The following is a 26,989-nucleotide window of genomic DNA, read 5'->3' on the forward strand; positions in this document are numbered from 1 at the left end:
CATGACCCGGGTGCTTGTGGTCGACGACGAGCCGCAGATCGTACGTGCCCTCGTGATCAACCTGAAGGCACGCAAGTACGAGGTGGACGCCGCGCCCGACGGCGCGACCGCCCTTCAGCTCGCCGCCGCCCGTCACCCCGATGTCGTCGTTCTCGACCTCGGACTGCCCGACATGGACGGCGTCGAGGTGATCAAGGGGCTGCGCGGCTGGACCCGGGTGCCGATCCTGGTGCTCTCCGCCCGCCACACCTCCGACGAGAAGGTCGAGGCCCTGGACGCCGGAGCCGACGACTACGTCACCAAGCCGTTCGGCATGGACGAGCTGCTGGCCCGGCTGCGCGCCTCCGTCCGCCGCGCCGAACCGGTCGGCCAGAACGGCTCCGACGACACGGTGATCGTCGAAACCGAGGGGTTCACCGTCGACCTGGCGGCGAAGAAGGTCCACCGCGAGGGCCGCGACGTACGGCTCACCCCCACCGAGTGGCACCTGCTGGAGGTCCTGGTCCGCAACAGCGGCCGCCTCGTCAGCCAGAAGCAGCTGCTCCAGGAGGTATGGGGGCCCTCGTACGGCACCGAGACCAACTATCTCCGGGTCTACATGGCGCAGCTGAGGCGCAAGCTGGAGGCCGACCCCTCGCACCCGCGGCACTTCGTCACCGAACCGGGGATGGGCTACCGCTTCGAGCGCGGCTGAACGGGGAGACCGTACGGGCCGGGCTCCGCGACCCTGGCGACCGGCCCGTACGGGAACCCCTGTGAGTGACCCGTTCGGGAACCCCTGTGAGTAACCCGTTCGAGAATCCGGGTAGGCGACCCCTTCGAGAACCCCTGTGAGTAACCCGTTCGATGACCCCTATGAGTGACCCGTCCGAGTGAGACCCGGGACACCCGCTCGGAGCACAGGAGACCGGTACCCTTCGGGTATGAGTGCTGTTCCTCGATTCGAGAAGCCCGGCAAGGCGGCGAAGCCGTCCGGCCGCTTCCGGCGGATGCTCGACCGTCTGTCCAGCTCCCAGGAGGACCTGGAGTCCGAGGAGCTGCAGGAGGACTCGCAGGCTTCGGGGTGCACGCGGATCTCCGAATGCACCGACCGGCAGATCGTCAAGGTCACTGGTACGTTGCGGACCGTCACCCTGCGGCCGCGCGCCGGAGTGCCCGCCCTGGAGGCGGAGCTCTTCGACGGGACCGCGCCGCTGGACGTGGTCTGGCTGGGCCGGCGCTCCATTGCGGGCATCGAACCGGGCCGCAAGCTCATCGCCTCGGGCCGGATCGCCATGAGTCATGGACGCCGGGTGCTGTTCAACCCCAAATACGAACTCCGACCACTCGGCAAGGAGTAGCCGGTGACGTCTCTCGACAAGCCGACGTCCGACACGGACCGCACCACCCGCACCGACCAGCAGGAGGCCGACGCGAAGGCGGTCACCGAGGCAGCGCTCTTCGAGGCGTTCGGCGGTGTCCGGGGAATGGTGGAGACAGTCCTTCCCGGGCTGCTCTTCGTCACGATTTTTACGATCAAGAAGGATCTGCACATCTCGGCCATCGCGGCCCTGGTGGTGTCCCTGGCCCTCGTCGCCGTACGGCTGATCCGCAGGGACACCGTCAAGCACGCCTTCAGCGGTGTCTTCGGCGTGGCCTTCGGTGTGGTCTTCGCGATGATGACCGGCAATGCCAAGGACTTCTATCTGCCGGGCATGCTCTACACGCTCGGTCTGGCCCTCGCCTACCTGATCACCACCCTCGCCGGGGTGCCCCTGATCGGTCTGATCCTGGGGCCGGTGTTCAAGGAGAACCTCTCCTGGCGCAGCAGGAACCCCGGCCGCAAGAAGGCGTACGCCAAGTCCAGCTACGCCTGGGGGCTGATCCTGCTCGCCAAGTGCGCGATCCTCTTCCCGCTGTACTGGTGGGCCGACACCACCCAGCTCGGCTGGATCCTGGTCGCTCTGAAGATCCCCCCGTTCCTGCTCGCGGTCTATTTGACCTGGGTCTTCCTCGCCAAGGCGCCGCCGCCCATCGATGTGTTCGCCGAGATGGAGGCAGCGGAGCAGGCCGAGAAGGCCCGCAAGGCGGAAGCGGAAGCGGCCGCCGCCGCGGCACCGCACCAGGAGTACTGAACCGCCCAGGACCCCAGGACAGCAGGACAGCAGGACAGCAGGAAGGGGCCCGGAACCGTTTCGTACGGTTCCGGGCCCCTTCCGTCTGCTCGCCGCCCTGTGCCGGTCAGCCGGTCAGCCGGTCAGTCGTCCGAGTCGCCCCGGCGCACCGACAGCAGGTCCTCCAGCTGTTCCTCGCGTGCCTGTGCGGCAACGAACAGCAGCTCGTCACCGGCCTCCAGCGTCTCGTCGGTGCCCGGCGTCAGAACGCGCTGCCCGCGGATGATGGTGACCAGCGAGGTGTCCTCGGGCCAGGCCACTGCGCCGACCTGGGTGCCGGCCAGCGCCGACTCCGGGGGCAGCGTCAGCTCGACCAGGTTGGCGTCGCCGTGGCTGAAGCGCAGCAGCCGGACCAGGTCGCCGACGCTCACCGCCTCCTCGACCAGGGCCGACATCAGGCGCGGCGTGGAGACCGCCACATCGACGCCCCAGGCCTCGTTGAACAGCCACTCGTTCTTCGGGTTGTTGACCCGGGCGACGACCCTCGGTACGCCGTACTCGGTCTTCGCGAGCAGCGAGACGACCAGATTCACCTTGTCGTCGCCGGTCGCGGCGATCACGACGTTGCAGCGTTGCAGCGCCGCCTCGTCGAGCGAGGTGATCTCGCAGGCGTCCGCCAGCAGCCACTCGGCCATCGGCACCCGCTCCACCGAAATGGCCGTCGGCGCCTTGTCGACGAGCAGCACCTCGTGCCCGTTCTCCAGCAGCTCGCCCGCGATGGAGCGGCCCACCGCACCGGCCCCGGCAATCGCGACACGCATCAGTGACCGCCCTCCTCAGGACCTTCGGCGAAGGCCGCCTCGACCTTCGCGATCTCGTCCGTACGCATCATCACGTGGACCAGGTCGCCCTCCTGCAGCACTGTCTGCGAGGTGGGCAGTATGGCTTCGCCCAGCCGGGTGAGGAACGCCACGCGGACGCCCGTCTCCTCCTGCAGCGTGCTGATCTTGTGGCCGATCCAGGACGGGGTGGTGTGCACCTCGGCGAGCTGCACACCGCCGCTCGGATCCCGCCACAGCGGCTCGGCGCCCGAAGGCAGCAGCCGCCGCAGCATCTGGTCCGCGGTCCAGCGCACGGTGGCGACCGTGGGGATGCCGAGACGCTGGTAGACCTCGGCGCGCCGGGGGTCGTAGATCCGCGCCGCGACATTCTCGATGCCGAACATCTCGCGGGCGACCCGGGCGGCGATGATGTTCGAGTTGTCGCCGCTGCTCACCGCGGCGAATGCACCGGCCTCCTCGATCCCCGCCTCGCGAAGGGTGTCCTGGTCGAAGCCGACACCGGTGACGCGCCGCCCACCGAATCCGGATCCCAGGCGCCGGAACGCCGTCGGGTCCTGATCGATGACGGCGACCGTGTGCCCCTGCTGCTCCAGGGTCTGCGCGAGAGCGGCTCCTACTCGCCCGCAGCCCATGATGACGATGTGCACCTTGCGCCTACCTCGCAGTCCTGGTCGTCCGGCTGACCTGCGAAAACACCCTGCTCACACTTCTTTCTCAGCTTGCCGGGCAAACAACGGGGCAACGGTCTGTCCCGTTGCCCAGGATGAGCTTATGCGGCCGGGAGTGCGAGGCCTCATCCGAGTGCGCTTTCGCCGCGCCCGTGCTGCGGACGGGATGCGGGCGCGACGCGGACGGGATGTGGACGGGATGCGTCCGCGATGCGGACGGGGAGGCCGCTGAGTGGAGCCGACCCGGTGGGGTCTCCCTGGACCGACTCTTGAACGCGACGAGTACAGACATCTAACATGTCAGTTCATGGAGACCTTGCGCCCCGTCCGACGAACCCTGCTGCGGGACACCGCGTACGAGGCGATCCGGGACGCCATCGTCCGCGGCGACATCCCGCCCGGTGCCCCCGTCCGCGATGCCGACCTCGCCGAACGCCTCGGCCTGTCCCGGGCCCCGGTCCGCGACGCGCTGTCCCGGCTTTCCGGGGAGGGCCTCGTCGAGTCCAAGCCGCAGAGCTACACCCGGGTGACCCGTCTGGTGCCGCGCGACGTACGGGACGCGGCGGCGGTCGTACGCGCCATGCAGGAACTGGCCGCCAGGACCGCCGTGCCCCGCCTCACGGATCCGGACATCGCCGCGATGCGGGAGGCGAACGACCGCTTCCGGGACGCGACCAGCCGCGGCGACGTGGCGGACGCGCTGCGCGCCGACGACCGGCTCCACGACGTCCTCGTCACCGCCTGCGGCAACCGCGCCGTGGCCGCCACCGTCGAGCGCTACACCCCTTTGATACGGCGCCTGGAGTGGCGGCAATTCGGCACGGCGAGCGCGGCGCACGGCTCGGCGGAGCTGCACGACCGGCTGATCGAGGCGTGCGTGGGGCGCGATGCCGACGGGGCGGCCCGGATCACCGCCGAGATCTGGCGGGCACTCGAAGAGCTCGCCGACGACCCGTCCGCCGAGAGGCTTTAGGACCACCGGTCCGAGCTCCAACCGGACGCACTGCCCTGCCCGCAGACGAACCGACCACCACCGTCACCTCCATCACCTCCATCACCACACCGACCCCCGATCAAGGGAGCTCCCGTGACGCCCACAGCCCCGTCCTCCCCCTCTTCCTCCCCGTCCTCCATCTCCTCGTACGACCGCTACCCCCTCCTCTTCGGTCCCTCTCCCGTCCACCGCCTGGACCGGCTCACCGACCACCTCGGCGGCGCGGCCGTCTGGGCCAAGCGGGAGGACTGCAATTCCGGCATCGCCTACGGCGGCAACAAGACCCGGAAGCTCGAATACCTCGTGGCCGACGCCCTGGCGAAGGGCTGCGACACGCTCGTATCGATCGGCGGCGTCCAGTCCAACCACACCCGCCAGGTCGCGGCCGTCGCCGCCCGCGCCGGCCTCAAGTGCGTACTCATCCAGGAGAGCTGGGTCGAGTGGCCCGACGCCGTCTACGACAAGGTCGGCAACATCCTGATCAGCCGCCTGGCCGGTGCCGATGTCCGCCTGGTGCGTGCCGGGTTCGGCATCGGTGTCAAGGAGAGCTGGGAGCAGGCGCTGCGCGAGGTCGAGGAGAGCGGCGGCAAGCCGTACGCCATCCCCGCCGGCGCGTCCGACCATCCGCTCGGCGGTCTCGGCTTCGCCAACTGGGCCTACGAGGTCGCCGAGCAGGAACGTGCACTCGGCGTGTTCTTCGACACCGTGGTCGTCTGCTCGGTGACCGGCTCCACCCAGGCAGGCATGGTCGCGGGCTTCGCCGCGCTCGAAGAGGCGGGCGCCCGTCCGCGGCGCGTGCTGGGCATCGACGCGTCGGCCGAACCCGCTCGTACCCGTGAGCAGATCGCCCGGATCGCGGCCGGCACCGCACGGCTCATCGGGGTGCGCCGCGAGCTCACCGTGGACGACATCGAGCTGGACGAGCGCTACCACGCGGGCACGTACGGCATCCCCGACGACACCACCCTCGACGCGATGCGGCTCGCCGCCCGTACCGAGGGCATGGTCACCGACCCCGTGTACGAGGGGAAGTCGATGGCGGGGACGGTCGACCTCGTGGCGCGCGGCGAGATCGCCCGCGATTCCACCGTTCTTTACGCCCATCTCGGCGGCCAGCCCGCGCTCAACGGTTACAGCGCCCTGTTCGCGGACGCCTGAGTGCAAGGATTTCGTTAAGGATTTCGTGGCTTTCTCGGCCGAGCGCAGGAGATTGCGGGGCCACGCGGCTGGTGGGTCTGCGGCTTCCATACGGAACGCTTACGATCCTCTGCGTGTCCAAACTGACCGACCTGCCCAAACGGATCCTGATCGGACGGGCGCTGCGCAGCGACAAGCTGGGAGAAACTCTCCTCCCCAAGCGCATCGCACTTCCCGTCTTCGCATCCGACCCGCTGTCATCGGTGGCGTACGCACCCGGAGAAGTTCTCCTGGTGCTCTCCGTCGCGGGCGTGTCGGCCTACAACTTCAGTCCCTGGATCGCGCTCGCCGTCGTGGTGCTGATGTTCACGGTCGTCGCCTCGTACCGGCAGAACGTGCACGCGTACCCGAGCGGTGGTGGTGACTACGAGGTCGCCACCACCAACCTCGGGCCCAAGGCCGGTCTCACCGTGGCCAGTGCGCTGCTGGTCGACTACGTGCTGACCGTCGCCGTGTCGATCGCCTCCGGGGTGGAGAACCTCGGGTCCGCGATCCCGTTCGTCGTCGAACACAAGACGGCGTGCGCGATCGCGGCCATCGTGCTGCTGACACTGATGAATCTGCGCGGCGTCAAGGAGTCCGGCAAGCTCTTCGCCATTCCCACATACCTCTTCGTGGCCGGCGTCTTCATCATGATCATCTGGGGCGCGTTCAGGGGCCTGGTCCTCGGTGACACCATGCACGCCCCGACCTCGGGTTACGAGATCAAGGCCGAGCACCAGGGACTGGCCGGCTTCGCACTGGTCTTCCTGCTGCTGCGGGCCTTCTCCTCCGGCTGTGCGGCCCTCACCGGCGTCGAGGCGATCAGCAACGGCGTGCCCGCCTTCCGCAAGCCGAAGAGCAAGAACGCCGCGACCACGCTCGCGATGATGGGCCTGCTGGCCACCACCATGTTCTGCGGCATCATCGGCCTGGCCATGGCCACCGATGTGAAGATGGCGGAGAACCCGGCCAAGGACCTGATCAACAACGGTGTCCCGGTCGGCTCGAGCTTCGTCCAGGACCCGGTGATCTCCCAGGTCGCGGCCGCCGTCTTCGGCGACCACACGTTCTTCTTCGTTGTCCTCGCCGGGGCCACCGCACTCGTTCTCTTCCTGGCCGCCAACACCGCGTACAACGGCTTCCCGCTGCTCGGCTCGATCCTCGCCCAGGACCGCTACCTGCCGCGCCAGCTCCACACCCGCGGTGACCGGCTCGCCTTCTCCAACGGCATCGTGCTGCTGGCGGGAGCCGCGATCCTGCTCGTCTGGATCTACGGAGCGGACTCGACCCGGCTCATCCAGCTCTACATCGTCGGTGTCTTCGTCTCCTTCACCCTCAGCCAGACCGGCATGGTCAGGCACTGGAACCGCCACCTGGCGACGGAGAAGGACCCGGCCAAGCGCCGCCACATGATCCGTTCCCGTGCGATCAACACCTTCGGAGCCTTCTTCACCGGCCTGGTGCTCGTCGTGGTTCTCGCCACCAAGTTCACCCACGGCGCCTGGGTCGCGTTGCTCGGCATGGTGATCTTCTACGGGACGATGACCGCGATCCGCAGGCACTACGACCGGGTCGCCGAGGAGATCGCGGCGGAGGAGACCCCGCTCGACGAGACGATGCGGCCCTCCAGGGTCCACTCGATCGTCCTGGTCTCCAAGCTCCACCGGCCCACGCTGCGCGCCCTCGCCTACGCCAAGCTGATCCGCTCCGACCGCCTGGAGGCGCTCTCCATCAGCGTCGACGCGGCCGAGACCAAGGCACTCAAGGAGGACTGGGAGCGGCGCGGCATCGACATCCCGCTGAAGATCCTCGACTCCCCGTACCGCGAGGTGACCCGCCCCGTCATCGACTACGTGAAGGGCCTGCGCCGGCAGAGCCCGCGCGACGTCGTGAGCGTGTACATCCCGGAGTACGTGGTCGGCCACTGGTACGAGCATCTCCTCCACAACCAGAGCGCCCTGCGCCTCAAGGGACGGCTGCTGTTCACCCCGGGCGTGATGGTGACCTCGGTCCCGTACCAGCTGGAGTCCTCCGAGGCGGCGAAGAAGCGCGCCAGGAAGCGCGCCGAGTGGAACGCACCGGGCTCGGTGCGCCGCGGCCCCGTGGAACGCAGGCCCAAGGAACCCGCGAACAAGGGCTGACCGCGTCAGTCGTGGCCGGCGCCAACCGCGGCCGACCCGCCACATGGGCTGACGGCGCCCGCCCGCTTGTGGTAAACGGCCGGACGACACCCACGTAGACTCGTGGGTTGTTGTCCGGCCGTTTTTCCCTTGATCTCTGGAGCCACCCCCTCATGCAGAACGAACCCACGTCGTCGCTGGTCGGGGAGGAGTACGAGGTCGAGGTCGGGCCCGTCGCACACGGCGGCCACTGCATCGCCCGCACCTCGGAGGGCCGGGTCCTCTTCGTACGGCACACGCTGCCCGGCGAGAAGATCATCGCCAAGGTCACCGACGGCGAGAGCGACTCGCGTTTCCTGCGCGCCGACGCGGTACGGATCATCGAGGCGTCCAAGGACCGCGTCGAGGCGCCCTGCCCGTACGCGGGTCCCGGCAAGTGCGGCGGCTGCGACTGGCAGCACGCCAAGCCCGGCGCCCAGCGCAGGCTGAAGGGCGAAGTGATCGCCGAACAGCTCCAGCGCCTCGCGGGCCTCACCCCCGAGGAGGCGGGCTGGGACGGCACCGTCATGCCGGCCGAGGGCGACAAGCTCCCCGCGGGTGAGGTCCCGGCCTGGCGCACCCGGGTCCAGTACGCCGTCGACGAGGACGGCCGCGTCGGCCTGCGCAAGCACCGTTCGCACGACGTGGAGCCCATCGAGCGCTGCCTGATCGCGGCCCCCGGCGTCACCGAACTCGGCATCGAGAAGCGGGAATGGCCCGGCATGGCCTCGGTGGAAGCCATCGCCGCCACCGGCTCCCACGACCGCCAGGTCATCCTCACCCCGAGGCCCGGCGGCCGACTGCCCCTCGTCGAACTCGACAAGCCCGTCTCGGTGATGCGCGTCGACGAGCGCGACGGCGGCGTCCACCGGGTGCACGGCAGGGCCTTCGTCCGCGAGCGTGCCGACGACCGTACCTACCGCGTCGGCTCGGGCGGCTTCTGGCAGGTCCACCCCCAGGCCGCCAACACCCTCGTCCGCGCCGTCATGCAGGGCCTCCTGCCCCGCAAGGGCGACAGCGCGCTCGACCTCTACTGCGGCGTCGGCCTGTTCGCGGGCGCCCTCGGCCAGCGCATCGGCGAGAAGGGCGCGGTCCTGGGCATCGAGTCCGGCAAGCGCGCCGTCGAGGACGCCCGGCACAACCTGAAGGACCTGGAGCGGGTCCGCATCGAGCACGGCAAGGTCGACCAGGTCCTGCCGCGCACCGGCATCACCGAGACCGACCTGATCGTCCTCGACCCCCCGCGCGCAGGCGCCGGCAAGCAGACGGTCAAGCACCTGACCGGCCTCGGCGCCCGCCGCATCGCCTACGTCGCCTGCGACCCGGCGGCCCTCGCCCGCGACCTGGCGTACTTCCGCGACGGCGGCTACAGGGTGCGGACGCTGCGGGCGTTCGATCTGTTTCCGATGACCTCGCACGTGGAGTGTGTGGCGATTCTTGAACCTGCCACAAAAAGCCTCTGACCTGCTGGTTCTTCTTGTTCCCAGGTTCTGGGCGGGTGGGGCCGACCTGTTTCCCGGGGTGCAGGACGTGAACGATGTGGCGAGACTGGGAACGGGCGGCTGACCTGCGGTTCTTTGGACGGTGTACAGCATGAGGATGCCTTGCCCCTCACTCCGAGAGTGTGGGCGTCAAACGTGCTGACGCTCGTTTGACGCCGGTTCCGACGAGGCGTCAGGTATCCCCGCCCGTACCGAGCGGGGACGGCCGAGCCGCTCGGGGGCGGATGCTCAGCTCCTGAGCCGCAAACGCTGCCCGCTACGGTTTTCTGGTGCCGGTCGGCGGAGCCTGGAGCTCGCTCCTGTAGTGGCCGGTGGTGTGGTCCGCTGCGGACAGATGACCACCGACGCCACCCGCTCTCCGGCCCGGCACGGAGTCGAGGTGGGCGTATACCCGCGTACCACACCGGATCAAGGGGGACATGGGCAGCGCCGTCGGTACCCAGTCCGTCCGCGAGCTGCCCCGGGGGACGGACGTGGTGAACGCCACGACATATGGCCACATTGCTGCCATAGGTGCGTACGTGCGATCAGCAAGATGAGAAGTTCGCCTGGGCAACTGGCGCCGCCGTGGTGCAGACCTACCTTGCGTCTTCGGTGCCAGGATGCGTACCAACCGTCGTTTCCCGCCCACAAAGCCCAATCGAATGCTTGATCTGTCGGCTGCCCGGGTGGGTGGTTCTGCCATCGGATGCCAGCAGCGCGGGAGACCCGCACCTGCGCTTCCTCAGGTCGGCGCGTCGAAGCCGCTGGCCCAGTACCGGCCGTGCAGACCCAGGTCGAGCAGCATGCGTACGACGTCTTCGGCCGGCATCGGCGGTGTCTCCTGCTCCGCCCACCACCGCAGGACGGCGATTTGTTCGCCCACCCAGACGCGGGCGAGGAGACCGGGGTCGATTCTCGGTTCGACCGCGTTGCGTTCTGCGCGGTCCCGGAACTCCTCGGCGGTCGCGTGCGCGAGGGTGTCCATGAACATCTGGAGCGGCTTGCCGTCGCCTTCGCCGCGCAGAACGATCCGGTAGACGTCGCGCTCGTCGCGGGCGTGCCGCAGCATCTCCAGGACGGGCTTGCCGGTGAAACCGACCGGGCTGTCTGCCATCGCGGGGCGCAGCCGCTCGGCGAGCTCGTCCAGGAGGTTGCCGGTCACCCGTGCGAAGAGATCCTCCTTGTCCCGGAAGTGGCTGTAGAACGTGGCCCGGCCGACGTCGGCGCGCTCGGTGATGTCCTCCACCGTGAGCGGGCTGAAACCGCGCTCCAGCACCAGCTCCACCAGGGCCGCACTCAAGGCCCTGCGTGTGCGCCGTGTGCGCCTGTCCTCGGCCATGGGCCCCCCTCGTCGCTCTGTGCCGTTGATCGCGGACGAGTCTAGGCGACTCTTGACACCTCACATGTTACCGAACAAGCTGTCTGGAAACGTTCAGCCTGTCTCCAACTGGTGGAGGCGTGCTGTTCCCGGCTCTGGAGTACGTCCATGAACCTCGGCACCTATCTCGCCCGCAGCGCCAGCTACTGGCCCGACGAGACCGCACTCGTCTGCGGAGACCGCACCTGGACCTTCGAACAGTTCGACCATGCCGCCAATCAGCTGGCTTCCGCGCTGATCTCCCGCGGCTTGCGTCCCGGCGACGCCGTCGCCTCCCTCGCCTGGAACCGGGGTGAGCTGGTGGAGGTCGAGTTCGCCCTCTACAAGGCGGGGCTGATGCGGGCGCCGATCAACGCGCGACTCGGCCGCGGGGAGATCGCCCACATCCTTCGCTATGCCCCGGTACGGATGCTGATCTTCGATGCCGCGCACCGCGAGGACGCGCTGGCCGCGATCGCGGAGGCGGGGACGGACTGCGTACCGGTACTGATCGATGCCGCTCCGGCCACCGACCATGATGTCCTCACCTACACCGACCTGCTGTCCGAGGGCGCCCCTGTTCCGGTTGCGGTCGAGGTCTCCGAGGACACCGCTGCGGTCCTGAACTTCACCTCTGGTTCCACCGGCGCCCTCAAGGCGGCCGTGCAGACCGTCGGGAACCGGCTGGCGAACATGCGCAAGCAACTGATGAGCGACGAGTCGCGGCCCCGCCCCGGCACCCGGTATCTCGCTTGTGGCCCGATCACCCACGCCACCGGAATGGGCCTGCTGGCCGGCGTCTTCGGAGGTTCGACCACCTACGTCCTGCCGGCCTGGAGCGCCGAGGCGTTCCTGGACGCGGTCGAGAAGGACCGCATCACCGCCACCTTCCTCGTCCCGGCGATGCTCAACATGGTGCTGGCCCACCCTGGGGTAGCTGATCGCGACCTGTCGAGCCTGACCAGCGTCCGTATCGGCGGCGCCCCCGTATCGCCCCAGCGGCTGCGGGACGCCGTCGCCCTGTTCGGTCCGGTCGTCGCGCAGGGGTACGGCCTGGGCGAGACCACCAGCGTTGTCGCGGGACTGACCGGCGCCGAGATCGCCCGGGCCGTCACCGACGACCCCGAGCTGCTCCAGTCGTGCGGCCGGGCCTCGTACGACACCGAGATACGGGTTGTCGACGAGGCCGGCCAGGAACTCGCACCGCGCGCCGTCGGCGAGGTGATCGTCCGCGGTCCCGACTGCGTCCGCGAGTACTGGCAGGAGCCGGAGCTGTCGGCCGAGGCTTTCCGGGGCGGCTGGGTCCACACCGGTGACCTGGCCTGGATGCGCGAGGACGGCTTCCTCTTCATCGTCGACCGAAAGAAAGACATGATCATTTCGGGTGGCTTCAACATCTACTGCACCGAGGTGGAGGGCGCCCTGTACGAACACCCCGCTGTCCGGGAGGCATGCGTCATCGGCATCCCCGACGAGAAGTGGGGCGAAGCGGTGAAAGCTGTCGTCGTTCCGCACGAAGGGCGAGGCGCGACAGAGGAAGAGCTGATCGAGTTCTGCGCCCGGCGACTGGACCGCCTCAAGAAGCCCCGGACCGTGGACTTCGTGGCCGAACTGCCCCACAACCGCAACGGCAAGCTCGACCGCAAGGCCGTCCGTGAACCGTTCTGGGCCGACGCCGCCCGCCGCGTGAACTGACCCGCCGCCCCGGAACGAGGAGAAACCCCCCCATGACGTTTTCCCTGCGCCCCACCTACGACGACCCGCACCTGGCTGCCCTCGTAGACAAGCTCCGCAACTACCTGGAAGGCGAGCTCGCCGACTACGAGCGCGACCGCGGCATCACCCCTGCCACCAGGCTCACCCGCGCCGACCTTGAACCCGTCTGGCAGCGCAGTCGCGAACTCGGCTTCTACGGCATCCACCTTCCCGAGGAGCACGGCGGCCAAGACCTCACGTACACGCAACTCGCCGCCCTCAAGGAAGAGATCGGGGCGAGCGGCCGGGTTCTGGGCCACAGCGTGCTCGGCGACATGGGCGGACCCCTGCGCGCCGGGGACATCCTGCAGCACGCCACCGAACGGCAGCTGAAGACCTACTTCCTGCCGGTGGTCCGAGGTGAACGCGCCTGCTGCTTCTCGCTCACCGAGACCGACGCAGGCTCCGACGTCCGGTCCATGCGCACCACTGCCCAACGCGACGGCGACAGCTACGTCCTCAACGGCCACAAGGTCTTCTCCTCCGCCGGCCCCTTCGCGGACTTCGCCATCGTCGTCGCCCGCATGGCAGGAACCGGCGAGGCCGAGGGTGACAAACCGCTCTTCTCGGCCTTCCTCGTCGACCTGGACAGCCCCGGCTGCCGGGTCGAGGACGGAGCCACGCCCATGTCCGGCGAGCACATCGAGAGCGACATCATCCTGGAGAACTGCCGCGTCCCCGCAGAAAACCTGCTGGGGGAGGAGGGCAAGGGCATGCGGATCGCCCTCGGCAGGGTCACCGTCAACCGGCTCCTGCACTGCCCCACCGCCCTCGGAGCGACCAGGCGGGCCCTCGACCTCACTCTGGAGCGCACCCGCCACCGCAAGGTCGCCGGCCAGCCGCTGCTGATGCTCCAGGCCATCCAGCACAAGGTCGCCGACATGGCCACCGAGCTCTACGCCGCCCGCTCCATGACCTACGCCGCGCTCGCGGCTCTCGACCAGGGCGCGGATGTCCGCACCGAAGCCTTCATGTGCAAGCTCTTCGTCGCCGAATCCGCCTTCCGCATCCTCGACGAGGCCGTACAGATCCACGGCAAGGAAGGACTCACCCAGGGCAACGAGATCGAGTACCTCTTCCGCAAGATCCGCATGTTCCGCATCCTCACCGGCACATCCGAGATCCAGCGCAACGGCATCGCGCACAGCCTCGCCTTCCTCGCCTGACACCGTCGAAAAGGATGTCCCCCATGACCACCCGGTGGAAGAAGGTCGGCATCGTCGGCGGGCTGGGACCCCTGGCCTGCGCGTACTTCTACGCCCGCCTCGTCGAACTGACCCCGGCCGACGGCGACAGCGGGCACCCCGAAGTGATGCTGCTGTCGAGCCCGGACGTTCCCAGCCGACTTGCTCACCTGTTGGAGGGCGGACTCAGCCCGGTCCCGGCACTTCAACGCGTCGCCCGACGGCTCGAGCGGGCCGGGGCCGAGGTGATCGCCGTTCCGTCTCTCACGACCCAGGCATTTCTCGACGAGATAGCGGCAGCGGTCGCCATCCCGGTGCTCGACATGCTGACGGCGGTAGCTGAGCAATTGCGCACCGCCGGCGTACAGCGACCTGCTCTGGCCGTCACCGACGGCACCCGCAGAGCCGGCCGTCTCCACCAGGCGCTGACCGCTGCCGGTCTGACCCCCGTCTATCCCGACCGGCACGACCAGGCGCGAATCCAGGAGTGCGTGACGCTGGTCAAGGCGGGCCGATCCTGTACGGCCCGGGTGCGATTGCGTTCCCTCGCGTCCGCTCCCTGGGCGGCGGCCGGGGACGCCTTCGTCATCGGTTGCACGGATCTGTCTCCGCTGCTGTCCGACCTTCCGCCAGGTGGCCATGACGTCGGTGACCTCTACGCCCGCGCCGTCCTGGCGCAGGCGGCCACCCCTTGAAACCACGGTTCGTGAAGCATCTCCTGTCCACCCTCACCAGCTCGGTGGCCTGACAAGGGCTGCATTCATTGAGAGGGATCCCATGACCACGGACACAGCTGTCGCGTCCTCCCCGCTCGGCCGAGGCAAACGCAGGAAGAACCTCACGTTGCTGACTGCGTCCACCGCCATGGACAACGCCGAGAGCAGCGTGGTGACCGTCTTGTTCCCCCTCATGCGTGAGGCGATGGGGCTCACCTCGTCGGCCCTGGGCACCATCGTCGCGGTGGGCAAGGTGGTCGGTATGGTCTCCGGCGTCCCCTGGGTCTTTCTCGCTCGGCGGTACTCGCGCAAGGTGGTCCTGGCCACCTGCTCCGGTTTCTGGGGCCTCTGGGTCATAGCCGCGGGTTTCTCCACCTCCTTCACGCAGTTCGTTCTCCTCTACGCCATCGCAGCAGCGGGCTTCGCCGGTGCCGGCCCCATCGCGCTGGAGATTCTCGGGGACATCTACGGCGACAGCCGTCGCGGCGGCGCGACCGGACTCATGTACGGCGGCGTCGCCCTCATCGCGGGCGTGAGCGCACCGCTCTTCGGCCTGCTCTCCCACAGTGCCGACGGATGGCGTTACGGGTACGTAGCCTCGGGCGCGATATGTCTGGTGGTCGGTCTGCTCGTCCTGATGCTGCTGGACGACCCCGACCAGGCCGATGACGAAACCCGCCCCGCTCTGGACGCCGTCGAGCGCAGAGCCCGATCCGTGCGCAGTGGTCTGCGGGAACTGTTCGCCACCGGGACTTTCCGCCTCATCCTCGTGCAGCGACTTTGCTCCGGCCAGAACGTCATCATGAGTTTCGGCGTGGTCTTCCTGGTCGAGGAACGCGGCTTTTCCACAGCGACCGCCTCAGTCGTCGCCCTTCCGTTTGCCGTCGGCTACCTCACCGGCACCGTCCTCGGCGGCCGGATCAACGACCGCGTGCACCACCTCCGGCCCCACAGCGGACGGATAGTCATGCTTCAGGTCAGTCAACTCGCCTTTGCCGTGGTCGCGTTCGCGACCACCCAGGTGGCCTGGGGCGGCGGCATCGCGGTCTACGCTGTGCTCTTCGCGCTTCTCGGCCTTCTCCAGGGCCAGGTCCCGATCGTCAACCGCCCGCTCATCATGGCGGTCGTCCGCCCCGAACTGCGCGCCCTCGCCTTCGCGGTCTCCGTCACGACCGTCGAAGCTCTCGCTTATGCCGGCTACGCGCTGCTCGTCGGCCACCTCGGCGACACCATTGGGCTGCAAAAGGCCCTGCTGGCCATCACCGTCCTGCTGACCGCCGCCAACGGGCTGGCCTCAGCAGCCCTTTACCGGCCCTACGCCCGGGATACAACCGCCATCGCCGTGCCGCGAACCACCAGCCTCAGTCCACGACCGCCCTCTCTATGAGTGCAACTCTCCCAGCAACCCGTCTGACCACTCGCACAGCGCATCGAAGGAAGTTCCAGTCCCGATGAATGACAAGACCTCGCACGACCTCGTCATCCGCAACGGCCAGCTCATCGACGGTACCGGCACCGCGCCCGTGCCGGGTGCCACGGTCCACGTCGTCGACGGCCGCATCGCCTGGGCGGGCCGGGAGAACGACGCGCCTCGGGCGCCGGGAGGAGCGGCCGTGATCGACGCCCAGGACGGCACGATCCTGCCCGGCTTCATCGACTGCCACGTGCATCTCGCCGCACCCGGCGGCGAGACGAGCCGCGTAGCACTCGCCGCGATGCCGACCTCCCTGCGCACGTATCTCACCACCCCGAGGCTTCTTGCCACGTTGATGTCGGGCGTGACCACGGCCCGAGACCTGGCGGGACTCGACGCGGGCTTCAAACAGGCGGTGGAGCGTGGCCTCGTCGTGGGCCCGCGTCTGCACGTTGCCGTGGCCATGATGTCGACCACCGGCGGCCACGGCGACTTCCGGATGCCCACCGACAACGGTCTGGTCGAAGCCTCCGTCAGCCGTATCGCGGACGGTGTGGCCGAATGCCGCCGCGAGGCACGAGACCTCCTCCGGCAGGGCGCCGACCTCATCAAGATCGCGGCCACCGGAGGAGTCGGCAGCCCCACCGACCAACCGGACGACGAGGGCTTCACCGAAGAGGAGATCCGGGCCATCGTCGGGGTGGCCCGCGCCCACCGCGGCAAGCGGGTCGCCGCCCACGCGCAGGGGCGCGGCGGAATCCTCAACGCCCTGCGCGCAGGCGTCGACAGCATCGAGCACGGCTACCAGCTCGACGACGAGATCATCGACCTCATGCTCGCCCGGGGAACCTACCTCGTGCCCACCCTCTCCACCGCCACCCACACCTTCGACCCGGCCACCACACCGCCGTGGACCCTGGCGAAGAAGAAGCAGTGGCAGGGACACGCCCTCGCCTCGGTTCCCCGGGCCATCGAGCGCGGCGTGAAGATCGCCATGGGCACGGACTGCGGTATCGCCGCACACGGAAACAACCTCCGAGAACTCGGCCACCTCGTCGACCACGGCATGGCACCCATGGATGCGATCCTCGCCGGTACATCGGTCGCCGCCGAACTCCTCGGCCTCTCGCACGAGATCGGAACCCTCGAAGCCGGCAAGCGCGCCGATCTCGTCATCGCAGCCTGCGACCCGCTCGCTGACATTCATGCACTGGGCGACGCCACGAACATCCCCGTGGTCGTCAAGGACGGCGAAGTCTTCAAGAACACCCTCGACCACTGACCCTGCGAAGCACACTGGAGAACGCGCCCATGTCCCTCGCCCGCACCGCCCTGGAACTCGCAGCAGCGCACGACTCCGCCGCCACCCACCACCTCTACCGGGATCTGCACGCACATCCGGAACTGTCGGGAGCCGAACACCGGACCGCAGCCCGGGTCTCCACGGAGCTCCGTGCCGAAGGTATCGAGTGCACGGAGGGAGTCGGCGGGACCGGGGTCGTCGGAGTGCTGTCGAACGGCCCGGGACGCACCGTACTCATCCGTGCCGATATGGACGCACTGCCCGTCACCGAGAACTCGGGCCTCCCTTATGCGTCCACTGTCGGCGGGGTCATGCACGCCTGCGGCCACGACGCGCACACCGCCATGCTGGTGGGCACCGCCCAAGCCCTGGCGCGCGGTAGACAACACTGGAGCGGAACCGTCGTCTTCGTCGCCCAACCCGCTGAAGAAACCGGCGAAGGAGCGCTGGCCATGCGCGACGACGGACTCCACGAGCGATTTCCCCTCCCCGACGTCCTCCTCGCCCAGCACATCAGCGCCGGCCCCATCGGACTCGTCGCTCACGTGGAGGGCCCTGTCCTCGCGGCGTCGGCCTCCATCGACATTGTTGTCCACGGGCGCGGCGGTCACGGCTCGCGCCCCGACACCACAACAGATCCCATCGTCATCGGCGCAGCGATCGTAGGTCGGCTGCAATCCATCGTCGCCCGCGAGATCGCGCCCCGGGAGACGGCCGTCGTCACGGTCGGCCGCTTCCGCGCCGGCACCGCCAACAACGTCATCCCCGCTACGGCCGAACTCGGACTCACCGTGCGATCAACTTCCCGCGAGCTGCAAGAGCAGATCCTCGCGGCGGTTCGACGCATCGTGCGCGCCGAATGCGAAGCAGCCGGCGCGACCACGGGACCCGAGATACGCATAGTGAAGTCGATGCCCGCGACCGTCAACGATGCCCGGGTGGCCCGGAGTGTGGCGGACATCCACACACGCATGTTCGGAAGCACTCGGATCATCGACCCGGGCCCGGCGATGGGAAGCGAGGACTTCTCCGAACTCGCGCTCACCCCCAACGGGCAGGCCATTCCCTACCACTACTGGTTCCTGCCCTCCACGCCCATCGCCGTCTGGGACGCAGCCCCCGGGCAGTCACCCATGGCGAAGTTCGGCAACGTGCCCAGCGCCCACAGCCCGAACTTTGCGCCCGACCCGGCGGTCCTCGACCACGGAGTCGCTGCAATGACGGGAGCCGTCCTGGCCGAGCTCACAGCCGACCCCGCCTTGAAGGCCGTCTGACCTGCAACTTCGTGGGGAGGCGCGCGCATGGGTAAACGCCGTCGCGGCCTAGTTGGAAGCTTCTCGACGCTTGGCTCTGGGTCAACTGCATGGCTCTGCCCACCATGGTGGTCGCGGAGGGATCTCGGTAGCGCGGACCGCGCGCCGGGGACCTCAGTTGTCGGAGCCCTCGGTGTGCTTCGGATCGGTAGACAGCGGTGAGGCCGCAGGCGTCCGGCGCGACTCAGTGCACCAGGGTGGTCCGTTCAGCGCGGGGTACGTGACCAACCCTCCCTCAGAGCCCCGGGCACGACCTCGCCGACCGGCCCTGACAACTACCCAGGCTCTCCCGCAGGTGCCAGTCCTCTCCCGTGGTCACGACACGATCGCGTCCCATGGCGCCGAGCCATGCGGCTGAGGGCTTGGGTGTCCGGGCGAAGGTCTCACGATCGACAGCGATCAGCCCGAAAGTAGGGGTGAAGCGACCCCACTCGTAGTTGTCCAGGGCGCTCCAGTGGAAGTAGCCGCGGACGTCGATGCCGTCGTCCATGGCGCTGGTGAGGGAGTCCAGAGCGCCTGAGGTGTACTGGATGCGGCGGGTGTCGTCGGCGGTGGCGATGCCGTTCTCCGTGACGATCAGCGGGACGCCGGGGGCCAGGGCGGCGCTGTCAAGCACGGCCTGGGGATAGAACTCCCGGCCCGAGAGGGTGTTTTCGGCTTCCTCGGGGACGGGCAGTGGGCCGTCCGGGCCGATGCGGGTGCGGGTGTAGGACCGCACGCCGAGCCAGTCGTCGCCGCGAGCCGCCTCCAGGAAGACGTCCTCCATCCGGTGGCGAATGGGTGCGGCGATCGCCTCCGCCCCGGGAAGCGGCTCGTACGCCTGATTGGCCACGGACCATCCTGTACGCACCTGCGGGGCACGGGACTTGACCGTTTCAACGGCGCGCGCATGGGTCCGTATCAACGCCTCGGATGTGGCCCCGTCCGGCAGTGGTGTCCCGGTTGCGGGCAGTGGCTCGCGGGAGAGCGAAGGGCCACGTCACGTGTCTCGGCCGGAGCGAGGGGGTACCGTGCGCTCACTCACACGGATGCGACCGGGAAGGCGGGCGCGGCGGAAGTCGGGGCCGTGCGGCAGCCGAGTTGTTCGCTGTCATGCTCCGGCGATGCCAGGCCCCGTGTTGACCGTGACGCTCATTTGACGCTCCAGGCCCCGAGATAGAGCCTCCGGATCCGAAAAGCCAGCTCTGACCTGCGGTTTCCTTCGCCCCGTTCGCTGCGACATCTTTCCGATGACGCACCATGTGGAGTGCGTGGCGATTCTGGAGCCGGCCGCGAAGGGCGTCTGACCTGCTGTTTCCTCTGGTTCTTCAGGCTGCTGGAAGGCCGCCGACCTGTTTCCGCGTGTGCACGACGTGGAACGTGTCGGGGGACCAGGGAGAGGGATTGACCTGCGGCTTCGTGAACGTCGTGCGAGACGGTGGACGCGTTGTCCCTACTCCGCGGGGCGTATGGGAAACCGTCCTGACGCTGGTTCCGACGGAGCGTCAGACGAGTAGCCCTCTGGTCCGCATGGTCGTCTGCCGCCCATGCCGTCTTTCCCCTGGGCAGATGGTGTCAGCGGAAGAGATCGGCGGGGCAGGGCTCAGCGACCGATCGTGCCGCGAGCGGCATGGACTCCGTTCTCGACGATTCCTCTGAGCCAAGAAAAGTCGTTCACAGCCACCCGCACCGCTTCCCGCTGCCGGCCCCCGTCCGGGCCTCCCGAGTCCCTCTCAAGAGGACCTGCCTGGACGGGGGCCTCGTCGCCTGTGCCTGTACGGGCAGCCCGACCCCGCGGGCCTGGCGGATCGGCCCCAGCGGCTCGCGCTCCGCCGGACGCTATTCGGTGCGCAGCGCCGTGGCCGTACGGGCCCTGGCCGCCCAGCCGGCCGGGATCAGCGCGCCCAGCACCGCGATCACGACCCCGCCCAGTCCCAGCAGGAGCAGCTGAACAGGCTCGTACACATCGAGGACCGGCGACGGCAGACTGGTGCCTACGGCACGCCCCATCACCGGCATGACGAGGCTGTGCAGCGCGTACCCTGCCGGCGCGCCGATCAGCTCGCCGATCACGCCGATCGCGGTCACCGAGGAGAGCACGAGGCTCATGGTCTGCCGCGGCGACATGCCGATCGCCTTGCAGACGCCCAGGTCGTGGATGCGTTCCCGGGTGTCCAGGACTACGGAGTTGAGTACGCCGAGGCCGGCCACGGAGACCAGCATCAGGGTGAGCAGCACCGCCATCGCGGACATGATGAGGATGACGCCCTCCTGCCCCGAGGGGGCGTTGGGCGTGGCGTCGCCGCCCAGCGGCTGTACGACCGCGGCGACCCTCTCGGCGTACTCGTCGCCGGAGACGCCGGACTTCACCTCGACGAGGAAGGTACTGGGCTCGGCCGACGCGAAGTCGGCCATGTCCGCGTGGATCTCCAGCTCGCTGCCCGAGGTGTCGAAGGACTCGCCCACGATCCGCAGGTTCGCGGTTTCCTTCTCGTAGGTCACCCGCACCGTGTCACCGATCTTGGTGCTGGTCCTGTCCAGGGGGAAGGCGCCTTCCCACACGACGCGTACGGTGCGACCGACGAGGGTGCGCAACACCGGCCACATCTGGAGGAGCAGATCCCGGTTGAGGTAGTGGGGCAGATCATCGCGCAGGCCCTCGTGCAGGACGGTGCGGTACAGGCCCATGCGCTGGCGAGGCTTGCTCATGTCGTACGAGGTCAGCCCCGACCACGCCATGTGCAGCGGCAGCTCCACGACCCCCTGAGTGGGGCCGTGCAACTCGTCCAGCGACTGCGGCAGACGCCGCCGGAACTTCTCCCGGTACAGCGCGAGGTCCTCGGCGACTTTGCCCGAGATGTCCATCGGCGCAGGTGCGGGATGCTGTGGGCCGGAGGGCATGACTCCATCATGGCGGCCGGAGAAGGTGGTGCGGGTCATGATGTGCGAGCCGGTGTGCGGAGTGAGCGTAAGCGGGCTCGGGCAGAGAGAGCTGGTCGGGGCAGCCTGATTCCGCACCGAGGAGGGAGGGACAGCCTGTTCGTCATGATGCTCGTTTGACGCCATGGTCGCCCGCAGGCGGGACAGCGAGCCGGAAAATGGGCTCTGACCTGGTCTTTTCCGAGACTCGCTCAGGACGACATTTTTCCGATGGCCTCGCACGCGGAGTGCGTCGCGATCCTTGAACCGGTGCGGGAAGACGCCTGACCTACGGTTTTATTGGTGTGCATTATGTGCGCTGTGGGTGTTACGGGCGATATCTTGACGCTGAAATGACGCTCGTGGCGCTCATGTGACGCTCGTTCTGATGGAGCGTCACATGATTGACCGTGCAGGTCATGCGGGGCGGACGGTGCGCGGGGCTTTCTCCGTTCCCGGCGTTCTCCTCTCGGGACCGGGCGGCGGGCTCTCTGTCGTAGCGGCGGAACCGAGCATGGCACCCTCACTGCGCTCAGGCCTCTCGGCATGTTGCACAAACTCCGACGTCGCTGCTTGCCGCGATTGCGCAGAGACGGGTCTCGAACCGTGCTTCAGGATGTGCGATCAGACAAGGCGTGAGCCGGATGAAACATCCAGTTCACCGTGACGACGTCGGGAGTCCGCTGTGCTCTGGAGAAAACTGCTCGTCCCCCTGACCTCGCTCCTGCTCCTGCTGACGGCCTCTGCCGGCACGGGAGCGGCCGCGGCGTCCACCGGTTCCCCCGCCGGTGCCAGTGCCGAGGCGGCCGCGGCCGACTACGGCGCTCCCGGCCCCTACACCACCGCGGTGGAGGTCGGGGTGGTGACCACCCTGTACTACCCGCGTGACATCGCGACCAGCGACCGCCGCCACCCCGTGATCGTGTGGGGAAACGGCACCTTCGCCTTCCCGGTCGTCTACCGCGACCTGTTGCTCCACTGGGCCAGTCAGGGCTTCATCGTCGCCGCCGCCAATACCCCGCAGTCCAACCTCGGCATCTCCATGCGCGCCGGGATCGACCTGCTCACCCGTCGCAACGCCGACCCCGGCAGCCCCTTCCACGACCGTGTCGACCTGGAGCACATCGGCGCGTCCGGTCACTCGCAGGGCGGCGCCGCCGCCATCGTCGTCGGCGCGGACCCGCGCATCGACACCATCCTGCCCATCCAGCCCGGGCCGCTCGCCGACATCGACGACGTACACGTACCCGCGCTCCTCCTGGCCGGGCAGAAGGACAGCATCGTCTTCCCCTTCCTGGTCAAGACCTTCTACAACGACGCCGACCACATACCGGCCATCTACGGGGAACTGCGCGGCGCCGATCACCTCACGGTCGTGGGCGACCCCGGCCCGTTCGCCGCGCCCACCACCGCCTGGTTCAAGGCACACCTGATGGGGGACCAGACGGCGCGTGCACAGTTCTTCGGGGCCGGCTGCGGGATCTGCACCGACAGCGGCACCTGGTCCGACGTCCGCCGCAACGGCCTCGCAAACCGGTGACCCGCTCCCGGAGATCCCTTCCGCCGTGACCGGCGGCCGTCCCGATCCACGCCGCCCGCCCCTGACGCTCCCGCGACCAGGGGCGGCCGGCCCCCGTTCGCACATGGAAGGACCGCCATGGACCTCATCGCGACCACCGGGCAGGGCAAGGTCCGAGGCCGTTTCCACAACGGGATCGCCACCTTCCTCGGCATCCCCTACGCCGCCCCGCCCTTCGGCGCCCACCGCTTCCGCGCTCCCGCCCCGGTCGAGTCCTGGGAAGGGGTACGAGACGCTCTGGAGTACGGGCCGACCGCCCCCAAACGCCCCTACCGCCCGCCCCTCGACCGGCTGATACCCGATCCGAGCATCGCCGGGGACGACTGTCTCAACCTCAACGTCTGGACCCCATCCGTCGGCGAGGGCCGGCTGCCCGTCATGGTCTGGATCCACGGGGGTTCCCTGCGCAACGGCTCGGCGAACCTGCCGCTCTACGACGGGGGCGCCTTCGCGCGCGACGGGGTGGTCCTCGTCTCCGTCAACTACCGGCTCGGCGTCGAGGGGTTCGGGGTCTTCCCCGACGCCCCCGTCAACCGGGGCCTCCTCGACCAGATCGCAGCCCTGATCTGGGTCCGCGACAACATCTCCGCCTTCGGCGGAGATCCGGCGAACGTCACCGTGTGCGGGGAGTCCGCCGGCGCGATCAGCGTCGCGGCCCTCATGACCAGCCCCGGCGCGGCCGGGCTGTTCCACCGGGCGATCCTGCAGAGCGGCCCGCCGCACACGATGTCGCGCCGCGAGGGCGCGAAGACCGTACGGTCGATGGCGAAGAGACTGCGGATCCCGGCCACCGCCGAGGCGTTCGCGGCGGTGGACCGAGACCTGCTGCTGGACGCGCAGGCCGCCGTCGTCGACCGGTCCGACCCCATCGGCGGCGGTCCCGGCTTCCACATCGTGGTCGACGGCGACGTGGTGCCCGCCGCCCCGCCCCTTCCCGAGGCCGACCTGCTGCTGGGCTGCAACCGGGAGGAGTACCGGCTGTGGTTCGTACCCGGCGGAACCGTGGACCGGATCAGCCGGCTCACCCTGCGGCTGGCACTGCTGAAGATCCGTGTCCCGCAACGCGTGGCACGCCTGTACCGAGCCACCCGGCCGCACGCCAAACCCGGTGAGATCCTGGGAGAGATGGCCACCGACCTGCTGCTTCGGGGGCCGCTCAACCGCCTCGCCGACTCCCGGCCCGCCCGCACCTTCGTCTACGAATTCTGCTGGCGCTCGCCCGTGATGGGACTCGGCGCGTGCCATGCGCTGGAACTCGGCTTCGTCTTCGACAACCTGCGCGCCGCCGAGGACCTGACCGGGCCCGGCGCGCCCCAGCCACTGGCCGACGCCATGCACCGGGCCTGGGTCGCCTTCGCCACTACCGGACAGCCGGGCTGGTCCGGCTGGAACGCGGACCGGCCCGTCATGGTCTTCGACCACCCCGGCGCCGGCCCGGTCCTCGCACCCCGGCACGAGGAACTCGGCGCCTGGCTCTGACAGATGACAGGCCGAGCGCTCGCCGACGCCGGCCGTGGTTCATCCGCTTTCCGCTGCTCCTGCGGATCCCTGCCATCCGGTGACCCCGCGGTGATCCGCGGGCCCGGCCAGGTCCCTGGCGACGAGCGCCGCCTGGATCAGCCGCGCCTGCGCGGGAACCGCGAGGTCGAGGCCCGTCAGCGCGCTCACTCGCTGCAACCGGTAGTCCAGGGTGTTGCGGTGGACGCACAGCTCCAACGCCGTCTGGCGGCGGTTGAGCCCCCGCTCCACGAACACGCGCAGCGTCTCAAGCAGGTACGGATGCTCCTCCAAGGGGTCGAGTTTGGCCGCCAGCCGCACCAGGCCGTCCCCGGGGCGCGCGAGCTGGTGCTCCAGCAGCACGTCGTCGAGGCGGTAGCACCCGGGCGGGCGTCCCAGGCGCCGGACGAGATCCAGCACGCGGCCGGCCTCCTGCGCCGCCGAGGAGATGGCCGCCGGTGCGGAGGAGCGGGCGGCGGCGGCGCGCACGGGCTGCCCCACGTCCTTCTCCAGCCGGGCCACCAGGCCCGGCACGTCGGACCTGCCCGGCAACAAGGCGATCCGAGCGACGTGGTCCATCAGCACAGGGATCCCGGTGAAGGCGTCGAGCGAGGACTGCACCAATCTGCTCGGCGGGTCGGACTCGAACGCGAAGGCAACCACCTCGTACTCACCCACCACGGCCACCCGCGCCACGCCCGCCAGCTCCTCGTACGGCCGTCCTGCCAGCAGGGCGCCGAGCAGGGCCCGCCGTACGCGCTTGTCCTCGCTGTGGAGGTCCTCCTGGGCGTTCTGGTGGGCGAGGACGACCGCGGGCAGCGCGGCGTGCAGGCAGGCGAGCAGCTTGCCGCCCGCCCCGGCCAGCTCACCGGGCTCCGCGACCTCGGTCAGCGTCTGCCACCACACCTCGGCGCCGATCAGGTACGCGGCGATCACCGCCTCCAGGGGGACGCGCTCCTCGGCCCGGCGCGCCGACCACTCGATGAGCCGGGTCAGATCGCCCGGCCCCATCGGACCCCCGCCGCCGCCGTCGCGCAGTGCCCTGAGCAACAGCGCGTGCACCGCCGCGATGGACCGCGCCACCTCGCCCTGGAGGGTGGCGCGGGGCAACGCCCCGTAGAACGGCGCCTCCGCCGCGCAGCGCGCGACCACGACGGCCGTGAGGTCACCGACCCGGGCGGCCATCCGGGCGTGCAGGTCCGACATCGGCGCATCGTCACACCGCCCCGGCCGTGCCGTCAATCGGAGCCCCGGGTCCGGCGGCGCGGGCAGTGCGTCGGGCGTGTCCCCGAACCGCTCCCGGCCGCCAACTCGTCGACGAAAGAGGCGACGTCACGTGGCACACCCGTAGCACTCTGTGGGGCACTACTGTCTGGACAGCGACAAGCTCGACGTACACACCGTTGCGCTTCCCCGGTCAGTACTTCGACTCGGAAACAGGACTCCACTACGACTACTTCCGCCACTACGACCCCGAATCCGGTCGACGGTGGCTGGCGCCCGGGGGTGAGCATCGACCGGTGATTCCGCACATCTGACGTCCTTGTTTCCGGCAGTGTGCGGGACTGCCGTCGACACCCGTCGAGCAGGGCCGACCCGTCTCGGCCGTGACGCTCGTTTGACGCTCCGGGCACATGCAGGCCGCTTCTCGGGAGAGGTCATACTGCGTCTGACCTCCAGGTTCCCTGAATGTCAATTCCGGTGGCGTGCTTCCGATGACCGCGCACGTGGAGTGCGTTGCCGTCCTTGAACCGGCCACGAAGAGCTCCTGACCTGCGATTTTGTTGCCGGAACGGGTCGCTCGACCTATTTCCCTACACTCCGGCGGGAGTTGGCCTGGGTGGACGAACGAGCCGGTTCAACCGCCGCCCCGTCCCACCGTCGATACCCCGCCAGGTATGGATCAACGACCCCGCCAAGCGAGGCCAAACCGAACAAGTGAGGCCAAATCGAACAGTAGAGTCCATAGCATCACATTCGTCTCATTTGCCTTAACAGGCACCGTCGCGACTGTCAGCCGATCGCGAGGGCGGCCGATGCGTCGATGAGGGCGAGTTGGCCCGGGCCGGCTCTCCGGGTCCGGGCCTGTTCCACGAAATGGCCGAGCTCCGCGCGCGTCAGAGGTCAGGAACGGACGTAGAGCGCGGACCGGCCCGCGTACTGCGCCTGCGAGCCCAGCACTTCCTCGATGCGGATGAGCTGGTTGTACTTCGCGGTCCGGTCGGAGCGCGACAGGGAACCCGTCTTGATCTGCCCGCCGCGACTTCCGCGCGGTACGCCCGCTGGGTCGCCACAAGGCGTTCCGGGTGCTCCCTGACGATCCCCCCCTCTGAAGTCGGTGGCGTGTGTCTGAGGCGTCGTCTTCGTTGGCCGTGACGCTCGTTTGACGCTCAAGGGCGCCCGCGAACCCGCCGATAGGGCGGAGAAAACCGGGCTGACCTGCCGTTTTCTCTGGGTGCGTTCCGGCCGACATGATCGCGATGACGCATCATGTGGAGTGCGTGGCCATCCTTGAGCCGGCCGCTAAGGGCTCCTGACCTGCGGTTTCGTGCCC

The 26,989-nt window shown here is 69.0% G+C and carries 21 protein-coding genes and 4 pseudogenes; 17 read left to right on the plus strand and 8 right to left on the minus strand.

Annotation, left to right across the window (positions count from 1 at the left end; all coding sequences use genetic code 11):
- The first annotated feature begins 1 nt into the window (after position 1).
- The 3 genes from ACFVV1_RS09075 to ACFVV1_RS09085 all read left to right on the plus strand — a co-directional run bounded on the left by ACFVV1_RS09075 (position 2) and on the right by ACFVV1_RS09085 (position 2,114).
- A complete protein-coding gene (locus tag ACFVV1_RS09075) occupies positions 2-694 on the plus strand; it encodes a response regulator (RefSeq protein ID WP_389987320.1) in 693 nt (230 codons plus the stop codon).
- 229 nt (positions 695-923) lie between these two features.
- Positions 924-1,340, plus strand: coding sequence for an OB-fold nucleic acid binding domain-containing protein (locus ACFVV1_RS09080; RefSeq protein ID WP_266749209.1), 417 nt, complete (start codon positions 924-926; stop codon positions 1,338-1,340).
- Positions 1,341-1,343: 3 nt separating this feature from the next.
- The gene (locus ACFVV1_RS09085; RefSeq protein ID WP_389986770.1) at positions 1,344-2,114 is read left to right on the plus strand and encodes a DUF3159 domain-containing protein; all 771 of its coding nucleotides are present in this window, start codon (positions 1,344-1,346) and stop codon (positions 2,112-2,114) included.
- A 122-nt stretch (positions 2,115-2,236) separates the two neighbouring features.
- On the opposite strand, the gene ACFVV1_RS09090 is transcribed toward ACFVV1_RS09085, so the two are convergent.
- Together ACFVV1_RS09090 and ACFVV1_RS09095 are read right to left on the minus strand one after the other, a co-directional pair.
- Positions 2,237-2,914 (minus strand): potassium channel family protein, encoded by a 678-nt coding sequence (locus ACFVV1_RS09090; protein ID WP_389986773.1) that lies wholly within the window; start codon positions 2,912-2,914, stop codon positions 2,237-2,239.
- The gene (locus ACFVV1_RS09095; protein ID WP_072485889.1) at positions 2,914-3,582 is read right to left on the minus strand and encodes a TrkA family potassium uptake protein; all 669 of its coding nucleotides are present in this window, start codon (positions 3,580-3,582) and stop codon (positions 2,914-2,916) included. Before ACFVV1_RS09095 ends, ACFVV1_RS09090 begins: the two co-directional genes overlap by 1 nt.
- A 328-nt stretch (positions 3,583-3,910) precedes the next feature.
- Here ACFVV1_RS09095 and ACFVV1_RS09100 point away from each other — a divergent pair, with 328 nt between their 5' ends.
- The 4 genes from ACFVV1_RS09100 to ACFVV1_RS09115 all read left to right on the plus strand — a co-directional run bounded on the left by ACFVV1_RS09100 (position 3,911) and on the right by ACFVV1_RS09115 (position 9,398).
- Entirely contained in the window at positions 3,911-4,576 is a 666-nt protein-coding gene (locus tag ACFVV1_RS09100) for a GntR family transcriptional regulator (RefSeq protein ID WP_389986776.1), read from the plus strand.
- 114 nt (positions 4,577-4,690) lie between these two features.
- A complete protein-coding gene (locus tag ACFVV1_RS09105; RefSeq protein ID WP_389986779.1) occupies positions 4,691-5,755 on the plus strand; it encodes a 1-aminocyclopropane-1-carboxylate deaminase in 1,065 nt (354 codons plus the stop codon).
- 113 nt (positions 5,756-5,868) lie between these two features.
- Entirely contained in the window at positions 5,869-7,917 is a 2,049-nt protein-coding gene (locus tag ACFVV1_RS09110; protein ID WP_389986782.1) for an APC family permease, read from the plus strand.
- 152 nt (positions 7,918-8,069) lie between these two features.
- Positions 8,070-9,398, plus strand: a complete 1,329-nt coding sequence (locus ACFVV1_RS09115) for a class I SAM-dependent RNA methyltransferase (RefSeq protein WP_389986785.1) — start codon at positions 8,070-8,072, stop codon at positions 9,396-9,398.
- A gap of 763 nt (positions 9,399-10,161) precedes the next feature.
- Here ACFVV1_RS09115 and ACFVV1_RS09120 read toward each other — a convergent pair.
- The gene (locus ACFVV1_RS09120; protein ID WP_389986788.1) at positions 10,162-10,758 is read right to left on the minus strand and encodes a TetR/AcrR family transcriptional regulator; all 597 of its coding nucleotides are present in this window, start codon (positions 10,756-10,758) and stop codon (positions 10,162-10,164) included.
- 147 nt (positions 10,759-10,905) lie between these two features.
- Here ACFVV1_RS09120 and ACFVV1_RS09125 point away from each other — a divergent pair, with 147 nt between their 5' ends.
- The 6 genes from ACFVV1_RS09125 to ACFVV1_RS09150 all read left to right on the plus strand — a co-directional run bounded on the left by ACFVV1_RS09125 (position 10,906) and on the right by ACFVV1_RS09150 (position 18,422).
- A complete protein-coding gene (locus ACFVV1_RS09125) occupies positions 10,906-12,471 on the plus strand; it encodes a class I adenylate-forming enzyme family protein (RefSeq protein WP_389986791.1) in 1,566 nt (521 codons plus the stop codon).
- A gap of 32 nt (positions 12,472-12,503) precedes the next feature.
- A complete protein-coding gene (locus ACFVV1_RS09130) occupies positions 12,504-13,697 on the plus strand; it encodes an acyl-CoA dehydrogenase family protein (RefSeq protein WP_389986794.1) in 1,194 nt (397 codons plus the stop codon).
- A 23-nt stretch (positions 13,698-13,720) separates the two neighbouring features.
- Positions 13,721-14,410 (plus strand): aspartate/glutamate racemase family protein, encoded by a 690-nt coding sequence (locus tag ACFVV1_RS09135; RefSeq protein WP_389986797.1) that lies wholly within the window; start codon positions 13,721-13,723, stop codon positions 14,408-14,410.
- Between the two features lie 82 nt (positions 14,411-14,492).
- A complete protein-coding gene (locus tag ACFVV1_RS09140; protein ID WP_389986801.1) occupies positions 14,493-15,818 on the plus strand; it encodes an MFS transporter in 1,326 nt (441 codons plus the stop codon).
- A gap of 64 nt (positions 15,819-15,882) precedes the next feature.
- Positions 15,883-17,127, plus strand: a complete 1,245-nt coding sequence (locus ACFVV1_RS09145; RefSeq protein ID WP_389986804.1) for an amidohydrolase family protein — start codon at positions 15,883-15,885, stop codon at positions 17,125-17,127.
- A 29-nt stretch (positions 17,128-17,156) separates the two neighbouring features.
- Positions 17,157-18,422, plus strand: a complete 1,266-nt coding sequence (locus tag ACFVV1_RS09150) for an amidohydrolase (protein WP_389986807.1) — start codon at positions 17,157-17,159, stop codon at positions 18,420-18,422.
- A gap of 274 nt (positions 18,423-18,696) precedes the next feature.
- Here ACFVV1_RS09150 and ACFVV1_RS09155 read toward each other — a convergent pair whose 3' ends face one another.
- From ACFVV1_RS09155 to ACFVV1_RS09165, 3 genes and pseudogenes are all read right to left on the minus strand, one after another.
- On the minus strand, positions 18,697-19,293 hold the full coding sequence (locus tag ACFVV1_RS09155; protein WP_389986810.1) for a family 1 glycosylhydrolase: 597 nt from the start codon (positions 19,291-19,293) through the stop codon (positions 18,697-18,699).
- Positions 19,294-20,279: 986 nt separating this feature from the next.
- Positions 20,280-20,855 (minus strand): ABC transporter permease, encoded by a 576-nt coding sequence (locus tag ACFVV1_RS09160; RefSeq protein WP_389987323.1) that lies wholly within the window; start codon positions 20,853-20,855, stop codon positions 20,280-20,282.
- Between the two features lie 126 nt (positions 20,856-20,981).
- Positions 20,982-21,341 (minus strand): annotated as a pseudogene (locus ACFVV1_RS09165) (hypothetical protein); the annotation flags it as partial.
- Between the two features lie 703 nt (positions 21,342-22,044).
- On the opposite strand from ACFVV1_RS09165, the gene ACFVV1_RS09170 reads away from it, so the two are divergent.
- Both ACFVV1_RS09170 and ACFVV1_RS09175 read left to right on the plus strand, forming a co-directional pair.
- Positions 22,045-22,899, plus strand: a complete 855-nt coding sequence (locus tag ACFVV1_RS09170; RefSeq protein WP_389986813.1) for an alpha/beta hydrolase family protein — start codon at positions 22,045-22,047, stop codon at positions 22,897-22,899.
- Between the two features lie 117 nt (positions 22,900-23,016).
- Positions 23,017-24,417, plus strand: a complete 1,401-nt coding sequence (locus ACFVV1_RS09175; RefSeq protein ID WP_389986816.1) for a carboxylesterase/lipase family protein — start codon at positions 23,017-23,019, stop codon at positions 24,415-24,417.
- A gap of 39 nt (positions 24,418-24,456) precedes the next feature.
- Here ACFVV1_RS09175 and ACFVV1_RS09180 read toward each other — a convergent pair whose 3' ends face one another.
- Positions 24,457-25,641 (minus strand): PucR family transcriptional regulator, encoded by a 1,185-nt coding sequence (locus ACFVV1_RS09180; RefSeq protein WP_389986819.1) that lies wholly within the window; start codon positions 25,639-25,641, stop codon positions 24,457-24,459.
- Positions 25,642-25,742: 101 nt separating this feature from the next.
- Between ACFVV1_RS09180 and ACFVV1_RS09185 the strand changes: the two are divergent.
- Positions 25,743-25,937: pseudogene (locus tag ACFVV1_RS09185) on the plus strand (RHS repeat-associated core domain-containing protein); the annotation flags it as partial.
- Positions 25,938-26,559: 622 nt separating this feature from the next.
- Here the strand turns inward: ACFVV1_RS09185 and ACFVV1_RS09190 are convergent.
- A pseudogene (locus ACFVV1_RS09190) lies at positions 26,560-26,691 on the minus strand (hypothetical protein); the annotation flags it as partial.
- On the opposite strand from ACFVV1_RS09190, the pseudogene ACFVV1_RS09195 reads away from it, so the two are divergent.
- A pseudogene (locus ACFVV1_RS09195) lies at positions 26,691-26,768 on the plus strand (VapC toxin family PIN domain ribonuclease); the annotation flags it as partial. The pseudogenes ACFVV1_RS09190 and ACFVV1_RS09195 sit on opposite strands and share 1 nt — an antisense overlap.
- Positions 26,769-26,989: the final 221 nt, after the last annotated feature.

The organism is Streptomyces sp. NPDC058092, from assembly GCF_042884935.1.
GTDB lineage: Bacteria > Actinomycetota > Actinomycetes > Streptomycetales > Streptomycetaceae > Streptomyces.